Raw genomic sequence first — 18781 nt, forward strand, 5'->3', positions numbered from 1 at the left:
GCGCGACCATGTGACCGACATGCCGTCGCGCCCCTACATGGCGGCCCGGCATGCCGCCACGCCCCTACATCGCCGGGCGCTCGATGGCGATCATGGCGGCGTCGTCGTCAAGGTGTCCGCCGACGTGGCGCAGCAGGTCGCGCCGGAAGCGGCCGAGGAAGCCGTCGGGATCGCTCTCGGTCCAGCCGGTGAGGCGCTCGGCGAGCGGGTAGAAGGTGCCGCCGGAGTCGCGGGCCTCGGTGACGCCATCCGTGTACAGCAACAACAGGTCCCCCGGGAGGAACGGGAAGCTCTCCACGTGGTAGCTCGGGTCCGTCAGTTCGCCCAGCCCGAGCGGAGGAGCGGGATGACGGGCGTTCATCGTCGTCGGCCGGCCCTCGCGCAGGACGATGGGCGGAGGGTGGCCGCACGAGACCATCTCGACGTGGCCGCCCCGGTCGGGGATGTCGAGGACGGTCGCGGTGATGAACGTTTCCCCGTAGTGGCCCGCCTCACCCGGCTCCATCAGGTCCCAGCACACACTGCGGTCGAGGTAGGCCACCAGCTCGCCCAGACTCGCCTCGCGGTGGGCCGCGACCCGGAACGCCCCGAGCAGCAGTGCGGCATCGCTGACCGCCGTCATCCCCTTGCCCCGCACGTCACCGACGATCAGCCGGGTGCCGGACGTGGTGCGCGCCGCCGCGTAGAGGTCACCGCCGATCCGTGCCTCGGCCTCCGCGGCGAGGTAGAGGGAGGCGGCGCGCAGCGGACCCAGCCGGGCGGGCAGCGGGGGCAGGACCACACGCTGGGCGGTCTCGGACACGTACCGGACTTGCGTCAGCTCTGCCGCGCGCCGCTCACGCACCACGCAGAACAGGACGAGGCTCGCACCCACCAGGATCAGGGCGATGACCTGAGCCTGGTGATTGGCGGAGAGCAACTCGTCGGGATCGCGCAGCACCCCGATGATCGTCTGCGCGATCACCGCCAGCGCCGCAATGAGCCCCACGGTCCGAGGCCCGCCGAACGAGGAGGTGATCGCCGGGGCGGCGACGAGCAGTGGCCCCAGGTGGATGTCGGGCGGCGCGAGGACGTCGATCACGGACACCATGACGATCCACGCGATCGGGATGGCGACCAGTGCCCGGCCCGCTCGCATCGGCCGGCGAAATCCGTCGAGACCTGGCGACATGACTCCTCTCTACACCTAACCGCGCGTGATCCGCTCGCTCAGGCGGAGACGGGCGCGCGGTGGCCCAACGGTGGTGTTTCGACGCACTCGGGCCGAAGTGGCCTCCGCCCGGACGGCGGACGCTCACACAGCATCGGACAGACCTGTACACCCCCGTGTACGACCAGGACGCGCGCCCGCAGGCCCACGGCTCTACCGTGAGGGGGTGCGCGGAAGCGCTCAGACCTGGCGGCACCGGAACGAGTGACTCTTCCGACGCGCGCGTCCCGCGCACGTGGCCGAGCGACCGCTTCGGTGGCGGGCCTGACATCCGCCCACCTGGTCCGAGGTCCCGCAGTCGGTGTTCTCAGGGCACCCTTTGGAGGTTGGTCATGCCCCGTCCTCTGTGGTCCGGTGCGATCTCTTTCGGGCTGGTCACCATTCCGGTCAAGGTGATCAGCGTGGCCGAGAACCACTCGATCTCGTTCCGTCAGATCCACCTGGAGGACCTGTCCCGGGTGCGCTACCGCAAGGTGTGCGAGCTGGACGGCCAGGTGCTCACCGAGGACGAGATCGGCAAGGGCTACGAGCTCACCAAGGACACGATCGTCCCCGTCGCGGACGAGGAGCTGCGGGAGATGCCGCTGCCCACCGCGAAGGCGATCGACGTGGTGGCCTTCGTCCCCGCGGAGCGTATCGACGCCGTGCGGCTGGGGGACAGCTACTACCTGCAGTACGACGGCCAGGTCGCCGCCAAGCCGTACAAGCTCTTGAGCAAGGCCCTCGAACGTACGGACAAGGTCGCGATCATCAAGATGGCCTGGCACGGCCGGGAGCGCCTGGGCCAGCTGCGCGTCGTCGGCGACGGAGTGATCGCCCTGCAGACCATGTACTGGCCGGACGAGGTCCGCTCACCGCAGGAACTCGCGCCGAAGCCGGTGGAGATCTCCGAGCAGGAGTTGCAGGAAGCCGTGGCGCTGATGGACGTGATCGGCGAGCGGGACATCGGCGAGTTCCACGACGAGTACCGCGAGGCGCTGGAGCAGGTCATCGAGGCGAAGGCGGAGGGCAAGGCGCCTCCGCAGCTGCCCGAGGAGAAGGAGCCCGCAGGCAAGGTCATGGACCTGATGGCGGCGTTGCAGGCCTCCGTCAGCAAGGCCAAGGAGGCCCGCGGCGAGGGCGAGGACGCCACCGTTCACGAGATGCCCGCCAAGAAGACCGCGGCCAAGAAGACGACGAAGGCGCCCGCCAAGAAGACGGCCGCGAAGAAGGCTCCGGCGAAGAAGTCCCGCCGCAGCGCGTGAGTCGGGTGTGGGGCCGGGCTCGGGGTTCCGGCCCCACGACCTCAGGTTAGACGCGGCGCTTCGCCGGGGCGCGTCGCAGTGCGCAGTTGGCCCATACCGGGCATGGCCGCCACCGGGCACGGCCCCATCTCGGCCATGACCGGGGCCGGCACCGCACGGCACGCCGGTCACCCCCGCGGCGGCCGTCTGTCGCGGGCAGCGTCCCAGCACGCGCAGCTCGCCGAATGCGCGGCGGACGTCCCGGACGGGCACCATGACCGCCACGCCCCGGCCCCGTCCAGAAGCCGGCCAGGTCCGCCTACCGCACCCGGATGAAGACCACGTCGTAACTGCTGTTCGTCGTACGGGACTTGACGTAGACGCCGTCGCTGCCGCCGTTGGGGTTGGTCGTGTTGCCCTCGACGGTGGTGAAGGACGCCCCGGACACCGTCCGCACGATGCCTATGTGCTCGTTGCCGCCGGTGAAGTCGCTACCGCCGTCCCAGTCGAAGGCCACGATGTCACCTGGCTGCGGGCTGGTCGTGACCGACAGGTGGTAGTTGCCGGCCCGCGCCTGCTTGACCCAGCCCGAGACGTAGGAGTTGCGGTAGGAACTGGCCCCGGTCTGCTTGGCCACCCAGCTCACGAAGGTCGCACACCAGGCGTAGTTGCTGGTGGACAGTGACAGACCCACGGATGCGCCGTAGCTGTTCGCACGGGCGCTGCCCTCGACCGTGCCCACCTCGGCATCGGCCACGTCGAGGATCTTTCCGTAGCCCCCACCGGGCGGAGGGGACGACGGCGGGGTGACCGTGCCGTACAGAGCGGCCTTGGTGCCGGGTCCTACGCGGCCGTCGACCGAGAGGCCCTTCTCGGCCTGGAAGTCCCTGACCGCGCTGTCGGTGAGTGCGCCGAAGTCGCCGTCGACGGCGAGATCCGCGCCATGGTGGTTGAGCAGGCTCTGCAACTCCGTCACACAGCCGCTGTGTTGGCCCTGCACGATCTCGTTCGGGCAGGAGGCGGAGGTCAGACTGACCGGCGCGGGCGCGCCGTTGCCGCCACCCCCGCCGATGTTGGAGTACAGGGCGGTCTTGGTGTTGGGTCCGACCTGGCCGTCGGCGGTGAGGCCGCTGGCGGACTGGAACGCCTTGACGGCCGCCAGGGTCGCGGGGCCGAAGCTGCCGTCGACGTCGACGCTCCGGCCCTTGCCGTTCAGCAGCGCCTGCAGCGTGGCGACGCAACCGCCGCTCTGCCCCTCCACGATGTTCTGCGGGCAGGACGCGGACCTCAGGTCCAGGCTCGTCGACGGTGCTTCGTCCGTGTCGTACAGCGCGCGCTTGGTGTTCGTGCCGACCTGGCCGTCGGCCGTCAGACCGCGGGAGGACTGGAAGCTCCGGACGGCGCTCGCCGTCCCGGCGCCGAAGTCACCGTCCACGTCGACCGCGTAGCCGTGGTGGCGCAGCAGCCGCTGGAGCTCGCTGACGCATCCGCCCTTGTCTCCCTGGACGAGGTTCGCGGGGCACGAGGAGGACTGCAGGTTGACGGGGGCGGGTGCCGAGCCTCCGGTCGCGTACAGCTTGCTCTTGGTGGCGGGGCCCACGCGCCCGTCCACGGCGATGGCGGTGGCGGCCTGGTACTCACGGACGGCGTAGAGCGTGCTCGATCCGAACTGGCCGTCCACCACCAGAGCGGCGCCGTGCGCGTTGAGCAGGTTCTGCAACTCCGTGACGCAGCCGCTCGTCTGGCCTTGCGCGATCTCGCTCGGGCAGGACGCGGAGGTCAGTCTGATCGGAGCCGGCGCCGCTACGGCAGGACCGGCTCCGAGCACGATGCCGGCCGAGACCATCGCCGCGGTGGCGGCGAGCGTCCCGATGCGGATGCGCCACCTCGTTCCGCTGCGGTGCGGGTCCCGGCGGCGTGGGTTCTCGTCTTCGGCGCGAACGAGGAATGCGGGTCTGGGCATGGCGGGGAGGTGCTCCTTCGGTGCGGACGAGGGGCGGAGACACGCATCCCCCGGTCTGTCCTCGCCGTGCAGGACAGGCCGGGGGCGGTCACGCGGTGGCCACTGCCGGTCCGGCCGGCCCGATCGTCGGCGCGAACGGGCCGGTCGGAGCGGTCAGGCGGGACCGAACCGGTCAGGCGGAGTCAACCGGTCGGGCGGGGCGAACCGGTCAGGCGGCGAAGCGCTTGAACGCGGCCCGGGTGCCCGCGCCGGCGATGCCGTCGATCGCCCCGGTGTAGCCGTAGTCGTCCTTCAGCAGACGCTGCAGCGCCTTGATGGTGTTGGTGCCGGGGTCCCCGTCGATGGCGCCGGTGTAGCCCCAGTACGTCGCGAGGCAGCGCTGGAAGGCCTTCCAGCTGTTGGTGCCCAGCTGACCGTCGAGGGCGCCGGTGTAGCCCCAGTACTCGGCGAGGAACTCCTGGACGTTCTTGGCCTCGGCCGCGGTCAGACCGAAGTTCTGCGTCGCGGCGACGGCGGCGGGCTGCGCGGCCGCCGTCTGCGTGGTGGCCGCGGTCGCCGCGAAGCTGGTGCCCGCGGTCGCCACGGTGCCGGCGGCGAGGCCGGCGACGGCGACGAGGCCGGCGATGGTCCTGCCCAGAGCGTTCGGTCGCATGCGTTCCTCTTTCGGTTGTGGGGTGGGCACCTGCTCCGCCAGGGGAGCAGGTGGCGAGACCCAAGGTGCCGGGCGCCCCGGTGCGAAGGCCACGGCTACGGGACAGGTGGCGGTCTTCCGGGACGACCAGCCCGCTGACCTGCGGCGACAGGGCCCGACGGGACGGCCGTGCGGGACTCCTGTGACAGATGTGGCGGGCTCATGCAGAATGCGCAGCAGCGGAGGGGGCCGCTGTTTCACGCTCATGACCGCTTTGGGGGAAACATGCCGCGCTACAAAGCGCTGCCCGCTGAACTCGACCCTTGCGCACAGCAGTTGGTGGAACGGTTACGCCAACTGAAGGACCGCGAAGAAATGACCATGCGGCACCTGGCCGCCCGAACCGGCTACAGCGCCAAATCGTGGGAGAGGTACCTCGGAGGTACGTCGCTCCCGCCCAGAGAGGCAGTGGAGGCGCTGGCTCGGACCACCGGCACCGACCCTGTTCCCCTGGTCGCGCTGCACGAGGTCGCCGTCGACGTCTGGGACAGCCGCCGTGCCGACGCCGTCCTGGAGCCCGGGCTCACGACCCGGAAGCAGGACGAGGAACGGGAAGAGCTTCCGGAACGCGTGCAGGAGCCGGAGCACTCGGAGAACGCGACGGAGCCGCAGGCCGGGCCGCCGATCCCCCCGATCACGCTCACGACCCCCCTCGCCACCGGGCCGGCTCCCGGACGCTCCCCTCTCGTGGCCCTCACCGCGAGCCTCGGCGTCCTGGTCGTGGCCCTCTCGGTGGCGCTGCTGCTCGTGCTGCGCCACGACGCGGGCGGGACCGCGACACCCGTCGCCGCGTCGCCCGGCACCAGCGCGGCCTCCTCGCCGCCTTCCTACTCCTGCCGCGTCAGCCGCGTCGAGGGCCGCTGGTCAGCAGGCCTCAACAAGGGCCGGAACACCGAGATCTTCTACGGCTCCTCGGGCGCCGACGTCGCCGAGGCGCAGTGTCTGCTGCGCCGGGCCGGCATCTCACCCGGCGGGATCGACGGGATGTTCGGCCCGCTGACGCTACGGGCGGTCAAAACCTTCCAGCGGCGCGAGGGCCTTGACGCCGACGGCATGCTGGGTCCGCGCTCCTGGAAGGCGTTGCGCGGATGACACCGGGCGCCCCCTCGCCGTCGGGCGCTCGACTGGCCGTCGTCCTCCGGCAGTTGAGGGCGGGTACCGGCCTGAGTCTGGCGCAGCTCGCGCAGGCGACCACCTTCAGCAAGTCGTCCTGGGACCGTTACCTCAACGGCAAGAGCCTCCCACCCCGCAGCGCCGTCAAAGAGCTGTGCGATCTCGCCGGGGAGCCCGCCGACCATCCCCTGGCACTGCTCGACATCGCACGGACGGACCGCACCCCGTCCAGCGGCCCGACGCGGGGAACACCGGCTCGGCAGGACAAGGGGCCCCGGACGGACACACCGGCGACGGACCTCGCGTCGGCCGACACCGCCCGAAGCGGGGCACCCGAGAGCGACATCGGCCCTTCCCAGACACTCCCGCCTGACGCGGGCCCGAGTCCGACAGGCCCCGACGGCGTCGATCGCACCCGCGGCGACTCGGCGAGGCACCGGCGCCTCGCGGTCCTCACCGCTCTTGCCGCGGTCTGCGCCGTGGTGGTCGTGGCTATCCTCGTTCTCGTCCATTTCCCTTCTTTTGAAGGCAAGTTGACGTCACCGGCCGCCACTCCTCCCTCGGCCACCGGGGCGCTCTGCCGGCACACCGCCTGTCAGAACAAGGACCCGATCACGACGAAATGCGCCGCCAACCCTTTGACGCTCACCGAGCACGAGACCGACACGGGCGCCTGGATCCAGATCCGCTACAGCCAGGAGTGCGGGACGAGCTGGGCGCGGATGTGGGGCGCCGAGGTGGGTGACCGTGTCGAGCTCAGGGAGGCCGGACGGAAGGAATCCCTGCGCGCCGTCCGGGTCAACAGCAGCGACGAGGCGAACACGTACGTCCACACCCTCATGAGCGTGGTGGGCCCCGGCACGTCCGTCCGGGCCTGCTTCACGCCCAGCACCGGTGATACGACGGAGTGCTTCACGACGCGCACGGACAAGGCTCTCTCCGGAACTTGAGCGCCCGGCGCCATGCCTGTGACTCAGGACGGGCGCCGGGGCGTCCCCTTGCTGCGCTCACCTCAAGGCGAAGCGCGGGGTGTCAGCGGAGGCCCGGGAACGGCGCGGTCCCGATACGGAAGAAGGGTTGCGATCCGGCGGGCCCCGGACAGGCGAAGGGCCGAGACCCTGTCGGCTGCACAGGGTCTCGGCCGTTCGTCGTTCACGTGCGTCGTCCGGTTCCGGGCGAGCCGGAGCGGCGTGCCGGGCGGGTGCGAGGGTCCCGGGCGCGATGACCGAGACCCCTCGCACTTCTCACGGCGAGCCGCCGCCCCGACACCTACGGGGTGACGACCTGCCCGAGGCGGGCCGCCGCCGGGACGCCCAGTTGGCTCGTGCCCAGGTAGAGGACGTCGGAGAGGGAGACCCCGGTGCTTCCGCTGGGCAGGTGGAGCAGTGTGCCGTTGCCCGTGTCCTCGCCCTCGGCGCCGATCGTGAGGTCCGCGCGGCCGTAGCCGGAGAGGTCGGTCAGCGTGACGGCGGAGCCCAGCTTGTCGTCGGTCTCCGTGGAGCCCGGGACGCCGCTGGAGTCCTGCGAGTAGGCGAGCGCGCCGCTGCCGGTGAGGCCGGCCGAGCCGCCCTTGAGGAGCAGGACCTGGCCCGCGTTGGAGCGGTTGACGGAGTCGCGGGTGATGTCCTCGTTCGGAAGACCGGCGAGGACGTCCGGGTATCCGTCGGCGTTGAAGTCACCGATGGACACGGAGGCGCCCATCGCGTCGCCCGACTCATTGCCGCCCGGGACGCCCGTGGTGTCCTGATGGATCGTCACCAGGCCGGTGGTGGTGAACCCGGTGGACGTGCCGGGAACCATCGTGACCTGACCGCCGGAGACCGCGCCGGACTCGGTGGCGTACGGCTGGCCGATGACGATGTCGTCGTAGCCGTTGCCGTTGATGTCGCCGGCGGCGATGGAGCGGCCGCCCTTGACCGTGATCGTGGAGACCTTCGTCAGGCCCGTCGCGCCGCCCTTGAACCAGGTGACGCGGCCCGTGGCGCCCGCGTCACGGTAGTTGAGGGCCACGTCCGCGTAGCCGTCCCGGTTGAAGTCGCCGGTCGCGGCGTCCTCGTGGGCGACACCGCTCGTCGAGGTGGTGAGGGTGCCGGTCTGGGTGGCGCCGCCGGTCAGGCGGACGTTCCAGTTGCCGCCCGTGCCGGTGCCCGCGGCGAAGACGTCCGCTTTGCCGTCGGCGTTGAAGTCGCCGACGGTGACCGCTGAGCCGAGCTTGGCGCCGGCCGCCTTGACCGTCGAAGTGGTGTGGGACAGACCGGAGTTGAGGGAAGGGCCGTAGAGCACGGTGACCGCACCGCGGTCGGCGTTGCCGCTGGTGTCGTCCTCGCCGGGGGCGCCGACCGCGAGGTCCGCGTACCCGTCGCCGTTGACGTCGCCCCACGCGGTGGAGGTGCCCCAGCCGTCGCCGGACTCCGACGTGCCCGGTACGCCGCTGCTGTTCTGCGTGAGAGACACCTTCTTCGACGCGAGCGGGCCGTCGAGGCCGCCCGGCACGACGGTGAGCGAACCGGCACCGGAGGACACCTTCGGCGTACCGGCGACGAGGTCGCTGATGCCGTCGCGGTTGTAGTCGGTCGTGGCGAGGGCGTGGGAGATGCCCGGGGTCGCGGCGAGCGTGGCGATGCGCGACAGCTTCGGGTACAGGTTGGCGCCGGGGCAGGCCGTGTTGTTGGTGTCCCGGTGCCCGAAGACGCGCGGCAGGGTGATGGAGGTGCCCTTCGCGATCTTGTTGCCGTCTACGCCGGCGTCGCTGCCGGAGGTCAGCGTGACCTTGCCGGTCGGGTCGACGCCGTACATCCCGAACTTCCAGGCGACGATGCGGGCGATGGCGTCGAGGCCCGCCCTGGCCGGCTTGGCGCTCTCGTAGTTGCCCAGGTAGGAGATGCCGACCGTGTTGGTGTTGAAGCCGATGTCGTGCGCGCCGATGACGGGCAGCTCGACGCCGCCGCTGCGGCCCTCGAAGATCTGGCCGCAGCGGTCGACGACGAAGTTGTAGCCGAGGTCGAAGTAGCCGCGCGCGAAGTGTTCCTGCTGGATGGTGCGCAGCCGGGCGCCGGACTGACCGCAGGAAATCTTGTTGTCACTGTCGACCCCGGTGTGGTGGACGACGGCGGCCTTGATCTCGGTCCCGTACTCCGGCGTGCCGTCGTAGTCGGTCGACGCGCCCCACTGGGCCTGCGTGATGATCGGAGGCTTCACGACCGTCGAGGGGCGTGGCGAGGGCACGGTGCGGGTGGGCGACGGCGACGGCGAGGCGGACCGGGACGGCGAAGCGGACGGAGACGCGGGCGGCGAGGCCGGCGGCGAGTCGCTCGGCTCCGCGCTCGTGGTGGGGGCCGAGTCGGTCGGTGTCGGCGTGGGTTCCGGCCCGTCGGTGGCCGGGGGCGAGGTCCCGTCCGCCGGAAGCGCGTACGCGGCCGGCTCCTTGTCCTGCCGCGGGTCCGAGCCGGGGTCGAGCAGCCGTACGTCCATGCCGGCCGGCTGCCCCTTGGCCGCCGTGCCGTCGGCACCGACCACACGTACCTCGACGCCGTCCGCGTCACCGGTCCAGATCGACGCGGTGCCACCACGTGCCTCGGCACGCCGGCCCTCCTCGCCGTCGGCCGAGAACGGGTCGTCGGGCAGCTTCTGCCATCCCGACCACCGGCCTGTCTCCACCGCGCGGTGGCGCACCTCCGGCGTGCCCTTCGCCTTCGCGGAAGGGTCGCTCCAGGTCAGCAGCACCGCGCTGAACCGTTCGCTGTCCTGCTTGGCCAGACCCTTGCGGCCGGCCCCCTCGTCCTTGAGCTTCACCGTGTGCACGGCCGGCTTGCGGTCCGCGACGTGATCGTCCGGCTTGTCGGTCGGATCGGCGACGGCGTAGGTGACGGCTCCCGCGCCACCCAGCACGACCGCTCCGATGGTCAGCCATGCTCTCCGCTTCAGACTCAGCGGTTTGTACGCATGGTGCGTCCTGCGGCTCAACTGCCCCACCCCTAGAAAGAATTCCCCTGAAAAACATGCAAAGCCATGCTCAGAACGACCACCCGTCACAGGGGCGGTCTGCTTACCCAGCGCACGGAGATCACAAAGCATCACGGCGTGGGGGTGTGGCCTGCGTCACTCAGATGTGGATCGTCGATGGCGAGGCTCGTTCCGCCGGTCGGAAGCCGCCCTCACCTTCACCCGCAGCCGAGGCCCGAAGGGCGACTGAGGGCGCCGCTTCAACTCGGGCCTTATCTAGGCGAGTTCGCCGCACTGCCGCCGGACCTCTCCTGCGAACGGCGGGAAGCGCATGTGCGGCTCCGGCTCAGCAGCTCTCAGTGACCTTCACGGCGTGCGACGTCACACGCATCGAGAGGATGGACGTCTGTGGCAATTCCTCTGGCTATACCGACCAGTTGAGGTCGAGGATCTGGAAGCGTCGATGCTGACCGGGCTCCGGTTGTACTCGGGGTAGCGCCCCGCGCCACGGGGCGCCTCAAAGGAGTTATCGCAGTGGCGAGTTGTCGAGGGCGCGGGCGTACTCAGGCCGAAGTGAGTACGTGCCCCGATGCCCGGCAGACCCCGGCGAGGCGAGTATCGGTGCAGCGGCGCAGCCAGGAGGCGCCGCCCCGATGCAGTGGAAACAGTTACGGAGAATCCCATGTCCCGACGTATTGCTCTGAGCGTTGCCGCCGGTGTCGTCGTCCTCGGTGGTGCCGGTGCCTTCGCCCTCGCCTACGCCGGGGAGCAGTCTCCCGCACTGGCGCACAGCACCGCCCGCTACACGGCTCCCGACGGTGACCGGGACGGCTCGCTGACCTTCGGCACCGACGTCGAGCTGTCCTCCGGCGTGAAGAGCGTAAAGGTGCTGGCCTGGCCGCAGGATTCGTCCTTCGCCAAGGACAAGCTGACGGTCAAGGACATGGCCGCCGCCGAGCCCGCCGTCTGCAAGCCTGCGGTGAAGGACGCCGTGCACTGCACCTACACCACCAAGGTCACCGCGTCCGACGCCGAGTCGTCCCCGCGCGGCGTCTGGCACGTCGCCGTCCTGGCCACCGCCAAGGACGGCACTCGGACCCTGAAGACCGAAGCGGCCGACTTCACGGTCAAGTAGGAAGAGCGGCAGGGTCAGGCCGGCAGATCGAAGCGGAAGGCCGCCTGGGGGCTGCCCAGTTGGAGCCAGAGGTGCTCGGGCTGACGTACGAGGCGTACGGCGATGCCGTCGCAGCCGGGGCAGCGGCCGGTCAGCCCGGGCTCGGTGCCGTACACGTGCAGTTCCGCCATCGGTGACACCAGGCGGCACTGGGGGCACCGGCGCCAGGCGGTGGTGGGTTCGAGCGCCAGGATGTCGGCGAAGGGTCCGGCGAGGCTGTTGCCGTCGCGGTAGGTGGGGACAGACATGAGGCCTCCAGGTCCGGGGGGTCGGATCAGCCGAATCTCTCGGTGCGGATGTGGCCGGGCAGGTGGCCTTCGGCGACGAGCAGGTCACTGACGTGTTCCACGAAGGGAGTGGGACCGCAGACGAAGCACTGGCGCTCCGGAGCCAGTCCGGGTCGGCCGGGAGCCGGCAGGTCGTCTGCTCGGATGCGGCCGGCCGGTCGGCCGTTGCCCGACGGTGCCTGCCGAGAGTACAGGACGTCCACGGTCAGTGGGCCGCTGCTGGATGCCAGTTCCTTCTGGTACCACGCCTGGTCGGGGCCGCGGACGGAGTACACGAGGTGGAACGGTGTGGTGGAATCGGCGGCCTGGTGGGCGCGGACCATGGCCATGAGGGGCACGACCCCCGAGCCGCCCGCGACGAGCAGCACGGCCGCGGCGTCGCCGGGCCGCCACACGAACCAGCCGCCCAGCGGCCCGGTGATCTCCACCTGGGCGCCGACGGGCAGGACGTCGGCGAGGTAGGGGGAGACCTCCCCGCCCGGCACCGGCTGGACACCCAGCTCCAGCCGGTCCTCCGTGGGCGGTCCGGCCAGGGAGTAGCTGCGGACCGCCTGGTATCCGTCGTCGCCGGTGAGGCGGACGTCGATGTGCTGGCCCGGGAGGTGTCCGGGCCAGTTCGGCGAGTCCAGGACCAGGGTGCGCGCGGTCGCGGTCTGCGCATGCCGCGCCACCAGCCGGGCCGGCCTCCAGGTGCCCGTCACGGTCAGTCGGTCCAGCTGCGTTCTTCGCGCCACGGGTCGCCGTGGTTGTGATAGCCGGCGGACTCCCAGAACCCGGGGTCGTCCTGCGGCGCCATGCGAATCCCCTTGACCCACTTCGCGGACTTCCACAGGTAGAGGTGGGGGACCAGCAGACGGGCCGGACCTCCGTGCTCCGGTGAGAGCGGGAAGCCGTCGTAGGTGTGGACGAGCCAGGCCTTGCCGTCCCGCAGATCGTCGAGCGGGAGGTTGGTCGTGTATCCGCCGTAGCTCTCCACCATGGCGAAGTCTGCGGAGGTCTCGACACCGTCCAGGAGCGCGTCGAGCGGCACGCCCTGCCAACGGGTGTCGAACTTCGACCACCGCGTGACGCAGTGGATGTCGACGGTCGGCTCTTCCTGGGGCAGGGCCATCATCTGCTCCCACGTCCATCTCGCAGCCGTACCGTCCTCGGCGGTGACCGAGAACTCCCAGTGGTCCGTCGAGACGCGCGGGGTGGGTCCGGCGGAAAGGACGGGGAAGTCCTCCGTCGGGTACTGGCCGGGAGGAAGGCGCCCTTCGAAGCGGTGAGTTCGCCCGTGAAACCCTGGAGAGAACGTGTTCATGTCGTCGCCCGTCTGATGGCATCGAGCAGAGTGGTCGCCCCATGACTCCCTGGCCCGAGGCGTCCGCGATCGGCCCCCGGCACGTCGCGTGGGCACGCCGACAAGTGGCGGCGACGCCTGATGGCCTCCGCCGGAGCACAGGATTCTGCTGAGGCGATCGAACCTGGCATCAATGTTTTCCCAACCTGCGGGAACTGTCCATTCGGGCGCGAGCGTGCGGCCCTGCCTCCCTGGCCGAGTCCGGGGGGGAACGTGGGACGTACGCACGAGGTGGTCGGCCGGGCCGGGAGTGTCATCGGCGCAGGTGACCGCCGCGGGCGGGCCGGTGGGCCGACGTCCGCCGGACGTCCGCGCAACGGCCGTGCGATGCGGGTGCGAGTGCGCCCGTCAGGGAAGAATGGTCGCAGCCCGAAGACCGACCATGCGGAGGAGCGGATACATGCAGGACGCGCGAGCAGGGCAGGTCGCCGGCCCCGGGGACCTCATCGACGTGGCCCGCCTCGTCACGGCGTACTACGCGCTGCACCCCGACCCGGCCGATCCCGGGCAACGCGTGGCGTTCGGCACCTCGGGACACCGCGGGTCCTCCCTCGTCACGGCGTTCAACGAAGACCACATCGCCGCCATCAGCCAGGCCATCTGCGAGTACCGCGCCGCCCAGGGCACCACCGGCCCCCTCTTCCTCGGCGCCGACACCCACGCCCTCTCCGAGCCCGCGCGGATCACGGCACTGGAGGTCTTCGCGGCCAACGACGTGAGCGTGCTCATCGACCAGGCGGACGGCTACACCCCGACCCCGGCGGTCTCCCACGCGATCCTCACCCACAACCGGAACCGCACGTCCGCCCTGGCCGACGGCGTGGTGGTCACCCCCTCGCACAACCCGCCCACCGACGGCGGCTTCAAGTACAACCCGCCCAACGGTGGCCCGGCCGGCTCCCAAGCGACCTCCTGGATCCAGGACCGCGCCAACGAGATCATCGCCGCCGGCCTGAAGGACGTAAGGCGCATCCCCTACACCCGCGCCCTGGCCGCATCCGGCACCGGCCGCCACGACTTCCTCGGCGACTACGTGGCCGACCTGCCGAACGTGCTGGACCTGGACGCGATCCGTACCGCCGGTGTGCGGATCGGCGCCGATCCACTGGGCGGCGCCTCGGTCGCCTACTGGGGCCGCATCGCCGAGCAGCACCGGCTGGACCTGACGGTGGTGAACCCGCTCACCGACCCCACCTGGCGCTTTATGACGCTGGACTGGGACGGCAAGATCCGCATGGACTGCTCGTCGCCGTACGCCATGGCCTCGCTCATCGAGCAGCGGGAGCGGTTCGACATCGCCACCGGCAACGACGCCGACGCCGACCGGCACGGCATCGTCACGCCGGACGGCGGCCTGATGAACCCCAACCACTATCTCGCCGTGGCGATCGCGTACCTGTTCAAGCACCGGGAACGGTGGCCCGCGAGCGCCGGGATCGGCAAGACCCTGGTGTCGTCGAGCATGATCGACAGGGTGGCGGCGGACGTCGGCCGACCGCTGGTCGAGGTCCCGGTCGGCTTCAAATGGTTCGTGGACGGCCTCTTCGACGCGACGCTCGGATTCGGCGGTGAGGAATCGGCCGGCGCGTCCTTCCTGCGCCGTGACGGCTCGGTGTGGACCACCGACAAGGACGGCATCCTCCTGGCGCTGCTGGCGTCCGAGATCACCGCCGTCACCGGCAAGACGCCCTCGCAGCACTACGCGCAGCTCACCGAACGCTTCGGCGCCCCCGCCTACGCGCGCATCGACGCCCCGGCCTCGCGGGACGAGAAGGCCCTCCTCGCCAAACTGTCCCCGCGCCAGGTCACCGCCGACACGCTCGCCGACGAGACGGTCACCACCGTGCTCACCGAGGCCCCGGGCAACGGTGCCGCTCTCGGCGGGATCAAGGTCGCCACCGACAACGCCTGGTTCGCGGCCCGGCCCTCGGGCACCGAGGACACCTACAAGATCTATGCGGAGTCCTTCCTTGGAGAGGACCACCTGCGTCTGGTCCAGGAAGAGGCACGGTCCATGGTGCTGGCGGCTCTGGGAACCTGACAGGCGTACGTCGGGTGAGGTGAGCGCGGCATGTGCGCGTACGGGAGCCGCTTCCGCCGGGGAGCGGGTCCGTGGGAGGGCCAATGGCCCCGTTGGCGCACTTGCGCGGGGACGGTGCGCGCGATGTGCACCACCGCTTCGGCGCGTATCGGCGCTCACCGGCCTCGGCTGCCCGACTCGCGGCGGGCGGGGCCGGCCGTCTGTGCGGCGACGACGACAAGGGCGTCGTCGTCCGCACGGCCGGCGTCGTGCGGACGGACCGGCCCGCGTGCCGTCCACGCGCCACCCGACCGCGCGCGCCGCGTCGTCGGGCGCCGGCGTACCGCCGAACGACGCAGGTGAGCAGCCGTACCGGGCACGATTCGCAAGAACTTCGGCGGCGTTGTCGATCCAGCCTCGTCCCGTTCGACATCCTCACGTAGGACGCACCGCCCTACGAGGAAGCGACCGATGAGGGGACACATGAATCAGCTGCTGCGCGTGCAGAACTTCACCATCTCGAGCGACGGCGTGGCCGCCGGCGAGGACCAGAGTCTGGAGCGGCCGTTCGGTCACCACATCGATCCGCAGGAGCTCTTCGCGTGGGCCGGGGCCACGGCGAGCTGGCCCAACCGGTCCGAGCCCGGAGGGAGCCGGGGCCTCGACGACTACTTCACGAGGGACTTCAGCCACAACATCGGCGCCGAGATCATGGGCCGCAACAAGTTCGGACCCCAGCGCGGGGAGTGGCGCGACCACGAGTGGCGGGGCTGGTGGGGCGACGAGCCGCCCTTCCACACGCCGGTGTTCGTCCTGACCCACCACAAGCGGCCCTCGTTCACCCTCTCCGACACGACGTTCCATTTCGTGGACGGCGACCCTGCCACCGTTCTCGCGCAGGCGAAGGAGGCGGCACAGGGCAAGGACGTCCGGCTCGGCGGTGGTGTGAGCACGGTCCGGGAGTTTCTCGACGCCGACCTCGTCGACACCCTGCATGTGGCCGTCTCACCGGTGAAGCTGGGGTTCGGGCTACGGCTGTGGGACTCGCCCGAGGACCTGCTGGATCGGTTCCACCTGGACGTCGTCCCCAGCCCGAGCGGAGTCACGCACCACCTGTTCTGGCGCAAGTGACGGAAACGACGCCCTGGTGACCCCGGCACGGCCGACGCGAGCGTTGGGGCAGATGAAGGCGTGATGGTGGGCGAGCGACCGCTGCGGATCCCGGTCCTCGCCCACAACCGTCGGCCATCCAGCGAGTGGTGGACCCGTCGGCTGGCGTGCTCGATGGCCGCGCTCCGGCCGGCGCAGGTCAGCGCTTGGGGGCCGAGCGGTAAAGACGGATCGCCGAGACCAGGAAGAAGATCCCGCCCAGCACCGCGTAACCGGCGAGCGCGGTCAGCGACGGGTCGTCCTGGGTGGCGCCGCGCAAGAAGGAGGCGCCGGCCAGGACGGAGATGCCACCGCTCAGGATCATCGGCCACTGACCGCCCATCGACCTGCGGGCGACGCCTACGAGGAGCTGGACCAAGCCGGAGACGATCGCCCAGGCACCCCAGACACGCAGGATGTCGGCGACCCCGGAGGTACTGGCGACCGCGATCCCGACGGCGGCGAGCGCGCTCACGGCCATGTTGGCGTACAGGGCCTTGACCGGTCCGGCGGCATGGGCCGAGCTGCGGTCGACGACGGCCGCCGCGACGTCGAAGGCGGGATACAGGAACAGCAGCAGCTTGGTACCGGTCGAGAGATCCGATCCCGTCAGCAGCAGCAACGCGGCCCACGCGGCGGCGAAGACGAAACGGACGAGGTAGAGCCGGCTGAGGGCGGGCGCGGTGCCGCTGCGCTCGGCGGAGGCGACGGATGCCATGGGGATCTCCAGTGTGTGGGTGGTGAGTACCTGGGTGGGAGGGGGGAGGCCGGGCCGACCCGGTTCGTCATTGCGCCGTCGAGGCGCGGACAGGGGGCGTGGGCCCCGCCGTGTGCCGGGTTTCGACCGGAGACTCCATCTCCGGGACAGGCGGAGCGCCGAGATGGGTAGAACGCTCTTTCTTGTTCGCAGCCTGACACAGCTCTGGCCGCAAAACAAGAGAGAGCGTTCTACCTGTTAACGTGGGGGCATGACGCAGACGGAAGCCGGAACCGGCAGAAGGGTGTCCGCGGCCCGGGAGCGGCTCCTGAAGACCGCGGGGCAGCTCTTCTACGCGGAGGGCATCCACACGGTGGGCGTCGACCGCCTGGTGGCCGCGGCGCAGGTCACCAACGCGACCTTCTACCGTCACTTCCCCAGCAAGGAGGACCTGGCCGTCGCCTACATCGAAAGCGTCGACCAGGTGATCCGTGCGCAGGTCGGCTCACTGATGGCGGCGAACCTGTCAGCGGTCGAGATCCTGCAGGGCATCGGCGCGTCCCTGGTCGAGCAGATCCGCTCGCCCGGCTACCGCGGATGCGCCTTCCTCAACGCGGCGGCGGAGTTCCCCGCACCCGACCACCCGGTCCACCGGGCCGTCGTACGGCACCGCGACTGGTACCTGGAGACCATCACGGAACTGTTCGCACGCGCCTCGGAGGCACCCCCCGAGCACGCCGGACGGCATTACGTCATGCTCCGCGACGGCGCGATGAGCGCCGGGTACCTCGGCGATCCCGTCCAGGCCGGCGAGACCCTGGTCCGCGGCATCGAAGGGCTGCTGCGGATCCACATCGGCCGTGGACTCGAGGACCGTGCCGTAGCCGAGCCCGCGGCGACACCCACGGTGACCACGAACGTCGCTGACATCGGGTGCTCGCCTCAGGGCATGTAGGAGCGGCACAGACACGTAGTCGCAGGGCAGTCAGGTTCTTTCCGCGGCGATCTTTCCCGGAGGACCCCAGGGGCCGGGCTCACCATGCACTGCACGCATCGGTCGACGTCCGTGTCCCTCGGTGGCTGCTGCCAGGCAGCGACTGTCGCCGCGCCGTCGCCGTCCAGTCAGCGCGGCTGCTCGTCGGGTTTCCACCCCCAAGCGGTGAGCATGCCGGCCGACAGCGCGGCGCACTCCGGCGAGTTCAGGTCGCGGATCGCCCGGTCCAGGGCAGGGTCATCGAGGAGACCGGTGGCCAGCATCGCCTCTCTGCTGCGCTCCCAAGTGTCCGCCCAGAACCGGCTGATGGCACTGCCCGGCAGCAGCGGCGGCACGTGCATCTCGGCTGCGACGCACAACAACCCGGCCCCTTGCAGCAGTTGCGGGTACGACGGCACCCAGGAGACATCGGTGCCGATGGTGGTCCGCAGTCCCTGCCACATCGCCCGCATCGCAGTGCCGTAGGACGTGTCGGGCGTGCGCTCACTCGTCAGGTCGACCGCGTCGCTGAGCACCAGGACACCCCCGGGCGCGACGAGCCGGGCCAGCTCGCCGATGAGCCGCTCGTGGGAGGGCAGGTGCATCAGCACGAATCGCGCGTGCACGAGCGAGAAGGGGCCGGGGACGGACAGCGGGGCGTTGATGTCCGCCTCCAGCACGTCGAGCCCTCTCACGGGCCGCGCATCGAGGAAACGCACGTCGCGGTCCACGGCGAGCACGCTCGCCACCCCGGCCTCGTCGAGCAGCCGGCGCGAGACGGTGCCGGTCCCGGCCCCGACGTCCAGACAGCGCCATCCGGGTCCCACGCCGAGGCTCCGCAGCCGGGCCATCGTGAAGTCGTCGTAGGCGAGCGCGCCGAAGTCGATGCGCTCGCCCTCACCGGCCCGGTCGGGAGGGAAGACGGCTTCGCCGTAGCGGCCGCCGTCCGGCGCGTCCGCGCTGCCGCTCACGACGCCGCCGTGACGACGCCAGGAAT

Annotated in this window: 16 protein-coding genes; 7 read left to right on the top strand and 9 right to left on the bottom strand. The window is 70.8% G+C overall.

The genetic code is table 11. The features are described 5' to 3' along the window. Positions 1-64: 64 nt before the first annotated feature. Positions 65-1171, bottom strand: a complete 1107-nt coding sequence (locus ACWGIS_RS13800; RefSeq protein ID WP_453362604.1) for a PP2C family protein-serine/threonine phosphatase — start codon at positions 1169-1171, stop codon at positions 65-67. Between the two features lie 371 nt (positions 1172-1542). Between ACWGIS_RS13800 and ku the strand changes: the two genes are divergently transcribed. Beyond that, positions 1543-2454, top strand: a complete 912-nt coding sequence (gene ku, locus ACWGIS_RS13805) for a non-homologous end joining protein Ku (RefSeq protein WP_453362605.1) — start codon at positions 1543-1545, stop codon at positions 2452-2454. A gap of 298 nt (positions 2455-2752) precedes the next feature. Here ku and ACWGIS_RS13810 read toward each other — a convergent pair whose 3' ends face one another. Beyond that, positions 2753-4396 carry a peptidoglycan-binding protein gene (locus ACWGIS_RS13810; RefSeq protein ID WP_453362606.1) on the bottom strand — a complete coding sequence of 548 codons (1644 nt, stop codon included), beginning with the start codon at positions 4394-4396 and terminating at the stop codon, positions 2753-2755. 208 nt (positions 4397-4604) lie between these two features. Further along, positions 4605-5048 carry a peptidoglycan-binding domain-containing protein gene (locus ACWGIS_RS13815; RefSeq protein WP_453362607.1) on the bottom strand — a complete coding sequence of 148 codons (444 nt, stop codon included), beginning with the start codon at positions 5046-5048 and terminating at the stop codon, positions 4605-4607. A gap of 354 nt (positions 5049-5402) precedes the next feature. Here ACWGIS_RS13815 and ACWGIS_RS13820 point away from each other — a divergent pair, with 354 nt between their 5' ends. Both ACWGIS_RS13820 and ACWGIS_RS13825 read left to right on the top strand, forming a co-directional pair. Further along, positions 5403-6179, top strand: a complete 777-nt coding sequence (locus ACWGIS_RS13820; RefSeq protein ID WP_453362608.1) for a peptidoglycan-binding protein — start codon at positions 5403-5405, stop codon at positions 6177-6179. Beyond that, entirely contained in the window at positions 6176-7150 is a 975-nt protein-coding gene (locus tag ACWGIS_RS13825) for a DUF2690 domain-containing protein (protein WP_453362609.1), read from the top strand. Before ACWGIS_RS13820 ends, ACWGIS_RS13825 begins: the two co-directional genes overlap by 4 nt. A 319-nt stretch (positions 7151-7469) precedes the next feature. Here the strand turns inward: ACWGIS_RS13825 and ACWGIS_RS13830 are convergent, their stop codons facing one another. Then, a complete protein-coding gene (locus ACWGIS_RS13830; RefSeq protein ID WP_453362610.1) occupies positions 7470-10163 on the bottom strand; it encodes an FG-GAP-like repeat-containing protein in 2694 nt (897 codons plus the stop codon). Positions 10164-10824: 661 nt separating this feature from the next. Between ACWGIS_RS13830 and ACWGIS_RS13835 the strand changes: the two genes are divergently transcribed. Continuing rightward, positions 10825-11277: a DUF5707 domain-containing protein gene (locus ACWGIS_RS13835; RefSeq protein WP_453362611.1), complete on the top strand. Its 453-nt coding sequence runs from the start codon at positions 10825-10827 to the stop codon at positions 11275-11277. Between the two features lie 14 nt (positions 11278-11291). Here ACWGIS_RS13835 and ACWGIS_RS13840 read toward each other — a convergent pair whose 3' ends face one another. Genes ACWGIS_RS13840 through ACWGIS_RS13850 form a run of 3 tightly spaced genes read right to left on the bottom strand, consistent with a single transcriptional unit; the run spans position 11292 to position 12906 of the window. Beyond that, positions 11292-11564 (bottom strand): DUF6510 family protein, encoded by a 273-nt coding sequence (locus ACWGIS_RS13840; protein ID WP_453362612.1) that lies wholly within the window; start codon positions 11562-11564, stop codon positions 11292-11294. 26 nt (positions 11565-11590) lie between these two features. Continuing rightward, complete coding sequence (locus ACWGIS_RS13845; protein ID WP_453362681.1) at positions 11591-12310, bottom strand: ferredoxin reductase; 720 nt, start codon at positions 12308-12310, stop codon at positions 11591-11593. Then, entirely contained in the window at positions 12307-12906 is a 600-nt protein-coding gene (locus ACWGIS_RS13850; protein WP_453362613.1) for a molybdopterin-dependent oxidoreductase, read from the bottom strand. The genes ACWGIS_RS13845 and ACWGIS_RS13850 overlap by 4 nt, the downstream gene beginning before the upstream one ends. 439 nt (positions 12907-13345) lie before the next feature. On the opposite strand from ACWGIS_RS13850, the gene pgm reads away from it, so the two are divergent. Both pgm and ACWGIS_RS13860 read left to right on the top strand, forming a co-directional pair. Then, the gene (gene pgm, locus ACWGIS_RS13855; protein WP_453362614.1) at positions 13346-14986 is read left to right on the top strand and encodes a phosphoglucomutase (alpha-D-glucose-1,6-bisphosphate-dependent); all 1641 of its coding nucleotides are present in this window, start codon (positions 13346-13348) and stop codon (positions 14984-14986) included. Between the two features lie 462 nt (positions 14987-15448). Beyond that, on the top strand, positions 15449-16096 hold the full coding sequence (locus tag ACWGIS_RS13860; RefSeq protein ID WP_453362615.1) for a dihydrofolate reductase family protein: 648 nt from the start codon (positions 15449-15451) through the stop codon (positions 16094-16096). 178 nt (positions 16097-16274) lie between these two features. On the opposite strand, the gene ACWGIS_RS13865 is transcribed toward ACWGIS_RS13860, so the two are convergent. After that, entirely contained in the window at positions 16275-16832 is a 558-nt protein-coding gene (locus tag ACWGIS_RS13865) for a hypothetical protein (RefSeq protein WP_453362616.1), read from the bottom strand. Between the two features lie 250 nt (positions 16833-17082). On the opposite strand from ACWGIS_RS13865, the gene ACWGIS_RS13870 reads away from it, so the two are divergent. Next, positions 17083-17766, top strand: a complete 684-nt coding sequence (locus ACWGIS_RS13870; RefSeq protein WP_453362617.1) for a TetR/AcrR family transcriptional regulator — start codon at positions 17083-17085, stop codon at positions 17764-17766. 167 nt (positions 17767-17933) lie between these two features. Here ACWGIS_RS13870 and ACWGIS_RS13875 read toward each other — a convergent pair whose 3' ends face one another. Then, a complete protein-coding gene (locus ACWGIS_RS13875; RefSeq protein ID WP_453362618.1) occupies positions 17934-18755 on the bottom strand; it encodes a class I SAM-dependent methyltransferase in 822 nt (273 codons plus the stop codon). Between the last annotated feature and the right edge of the window lie 26 nt (positions 18756-18781).

It is taken from the genome of Streptomyces sp. NPDC054842 (assembly GCF_053611025.1).

Excerpts from the sequence above, each read along its gene's own strand:
- ACWGIS_RS13800 (WP_453362604.1), bottom strand. The coding sequence starts at position 1,171 with ATGTCGCCAGGTCTCGACGGATTTCGCCGGCCGATGCGAGCGGGCCGG.
- ku (WP_453362605.1), top strand. The coding sequence starts at position 1,543 with ATGCCCCGTCCTCTGTGGTCCGGTGCGATCTCTTTCGGGCTGGTCACC.
- ACWGIS_RS13810 (WP_453362606.1), bottom strand. The coding sequence starts at position 4,396 with ATGCCCAGACCCGCATTCCTCGTTCGCGCCGAAGACGAGAACCCACGC.
- ACWGIS_RS13815 (WP_453362607.1), bottom strand. The coding sequence starts at position 5,048 with ATGCGACCGAACGCTCTGGGCAGGACCATCGCCGGCCTCGTCGCCGTC.
- ACWGIS_RS13820 (WP_453362608.1), top strand. The coding sequence starts at position 5,403 with ATGACCATGCGGCACCTGGCCGCCCGAACCGGCTACAGCGCCAAATCG.
- ACWGIS_RS13825 (WP_453362609.1), top strand. The coding sequence starts at position 6,176 with ATGACACCGGGCGCCCCCTCGCCGTCGGGCGCTCGACTGGCCGTCGTC.
- ACWGIS_RS13835 (WP_453362611.1), top strand. The coding sequence starts at position 10,825 with ATGTCCCGACGTATTGCTCTGAGCGTTGCCGCCGGTGTCGTCGTCCTC.
- ACWGIS_RS13840 (WP_453362612.1), bottom strand. The coding sequence starts at position 11,564 with ATGTCTGTCCCCACCTACCGCGACGGCAACAGCCTCGCCGGACCCTTC.
- ACWGIS_RS13850 (WP_453362613.1), bottom strand. The coding sequence starts at position 12,906 with ATGAACACGTTCTCTCCAGGGTTTCACGGGCGAACTCACCGCTTCGAA.
- pgm (WP_453362614.1), top strand. The coding sequence starts at position 13,346 with ATGCAGGACGCGCGAGCAGGGCAGGTCGCCGGCCCCGGGGACCTCATC.
- ACWGIS_RS13860 (WP_453362615.1), top strand. The coding sequence starts at position 15,449 with ATGAATCAGCTGCTGCGCGTGCAGAACTTCACCATCTCGAGCGACGGC.
- ACWGIS_RS13865 (WP_453362616.1), bottom strand. The coding sequence starts at position 16,832 with ATGGCATCCGTCGCCTCCGCCGAGCGCAGCGGCACCGCGCCCGCCCTC.
- ACWGIS_RS13870 (WP_453362617.1), top strand. The coding sequence starts at position 17,083 with ATGACGCAGACGGAAGCCGGAACCGGCAGAAGGGTGTCCGCGGCCCGG.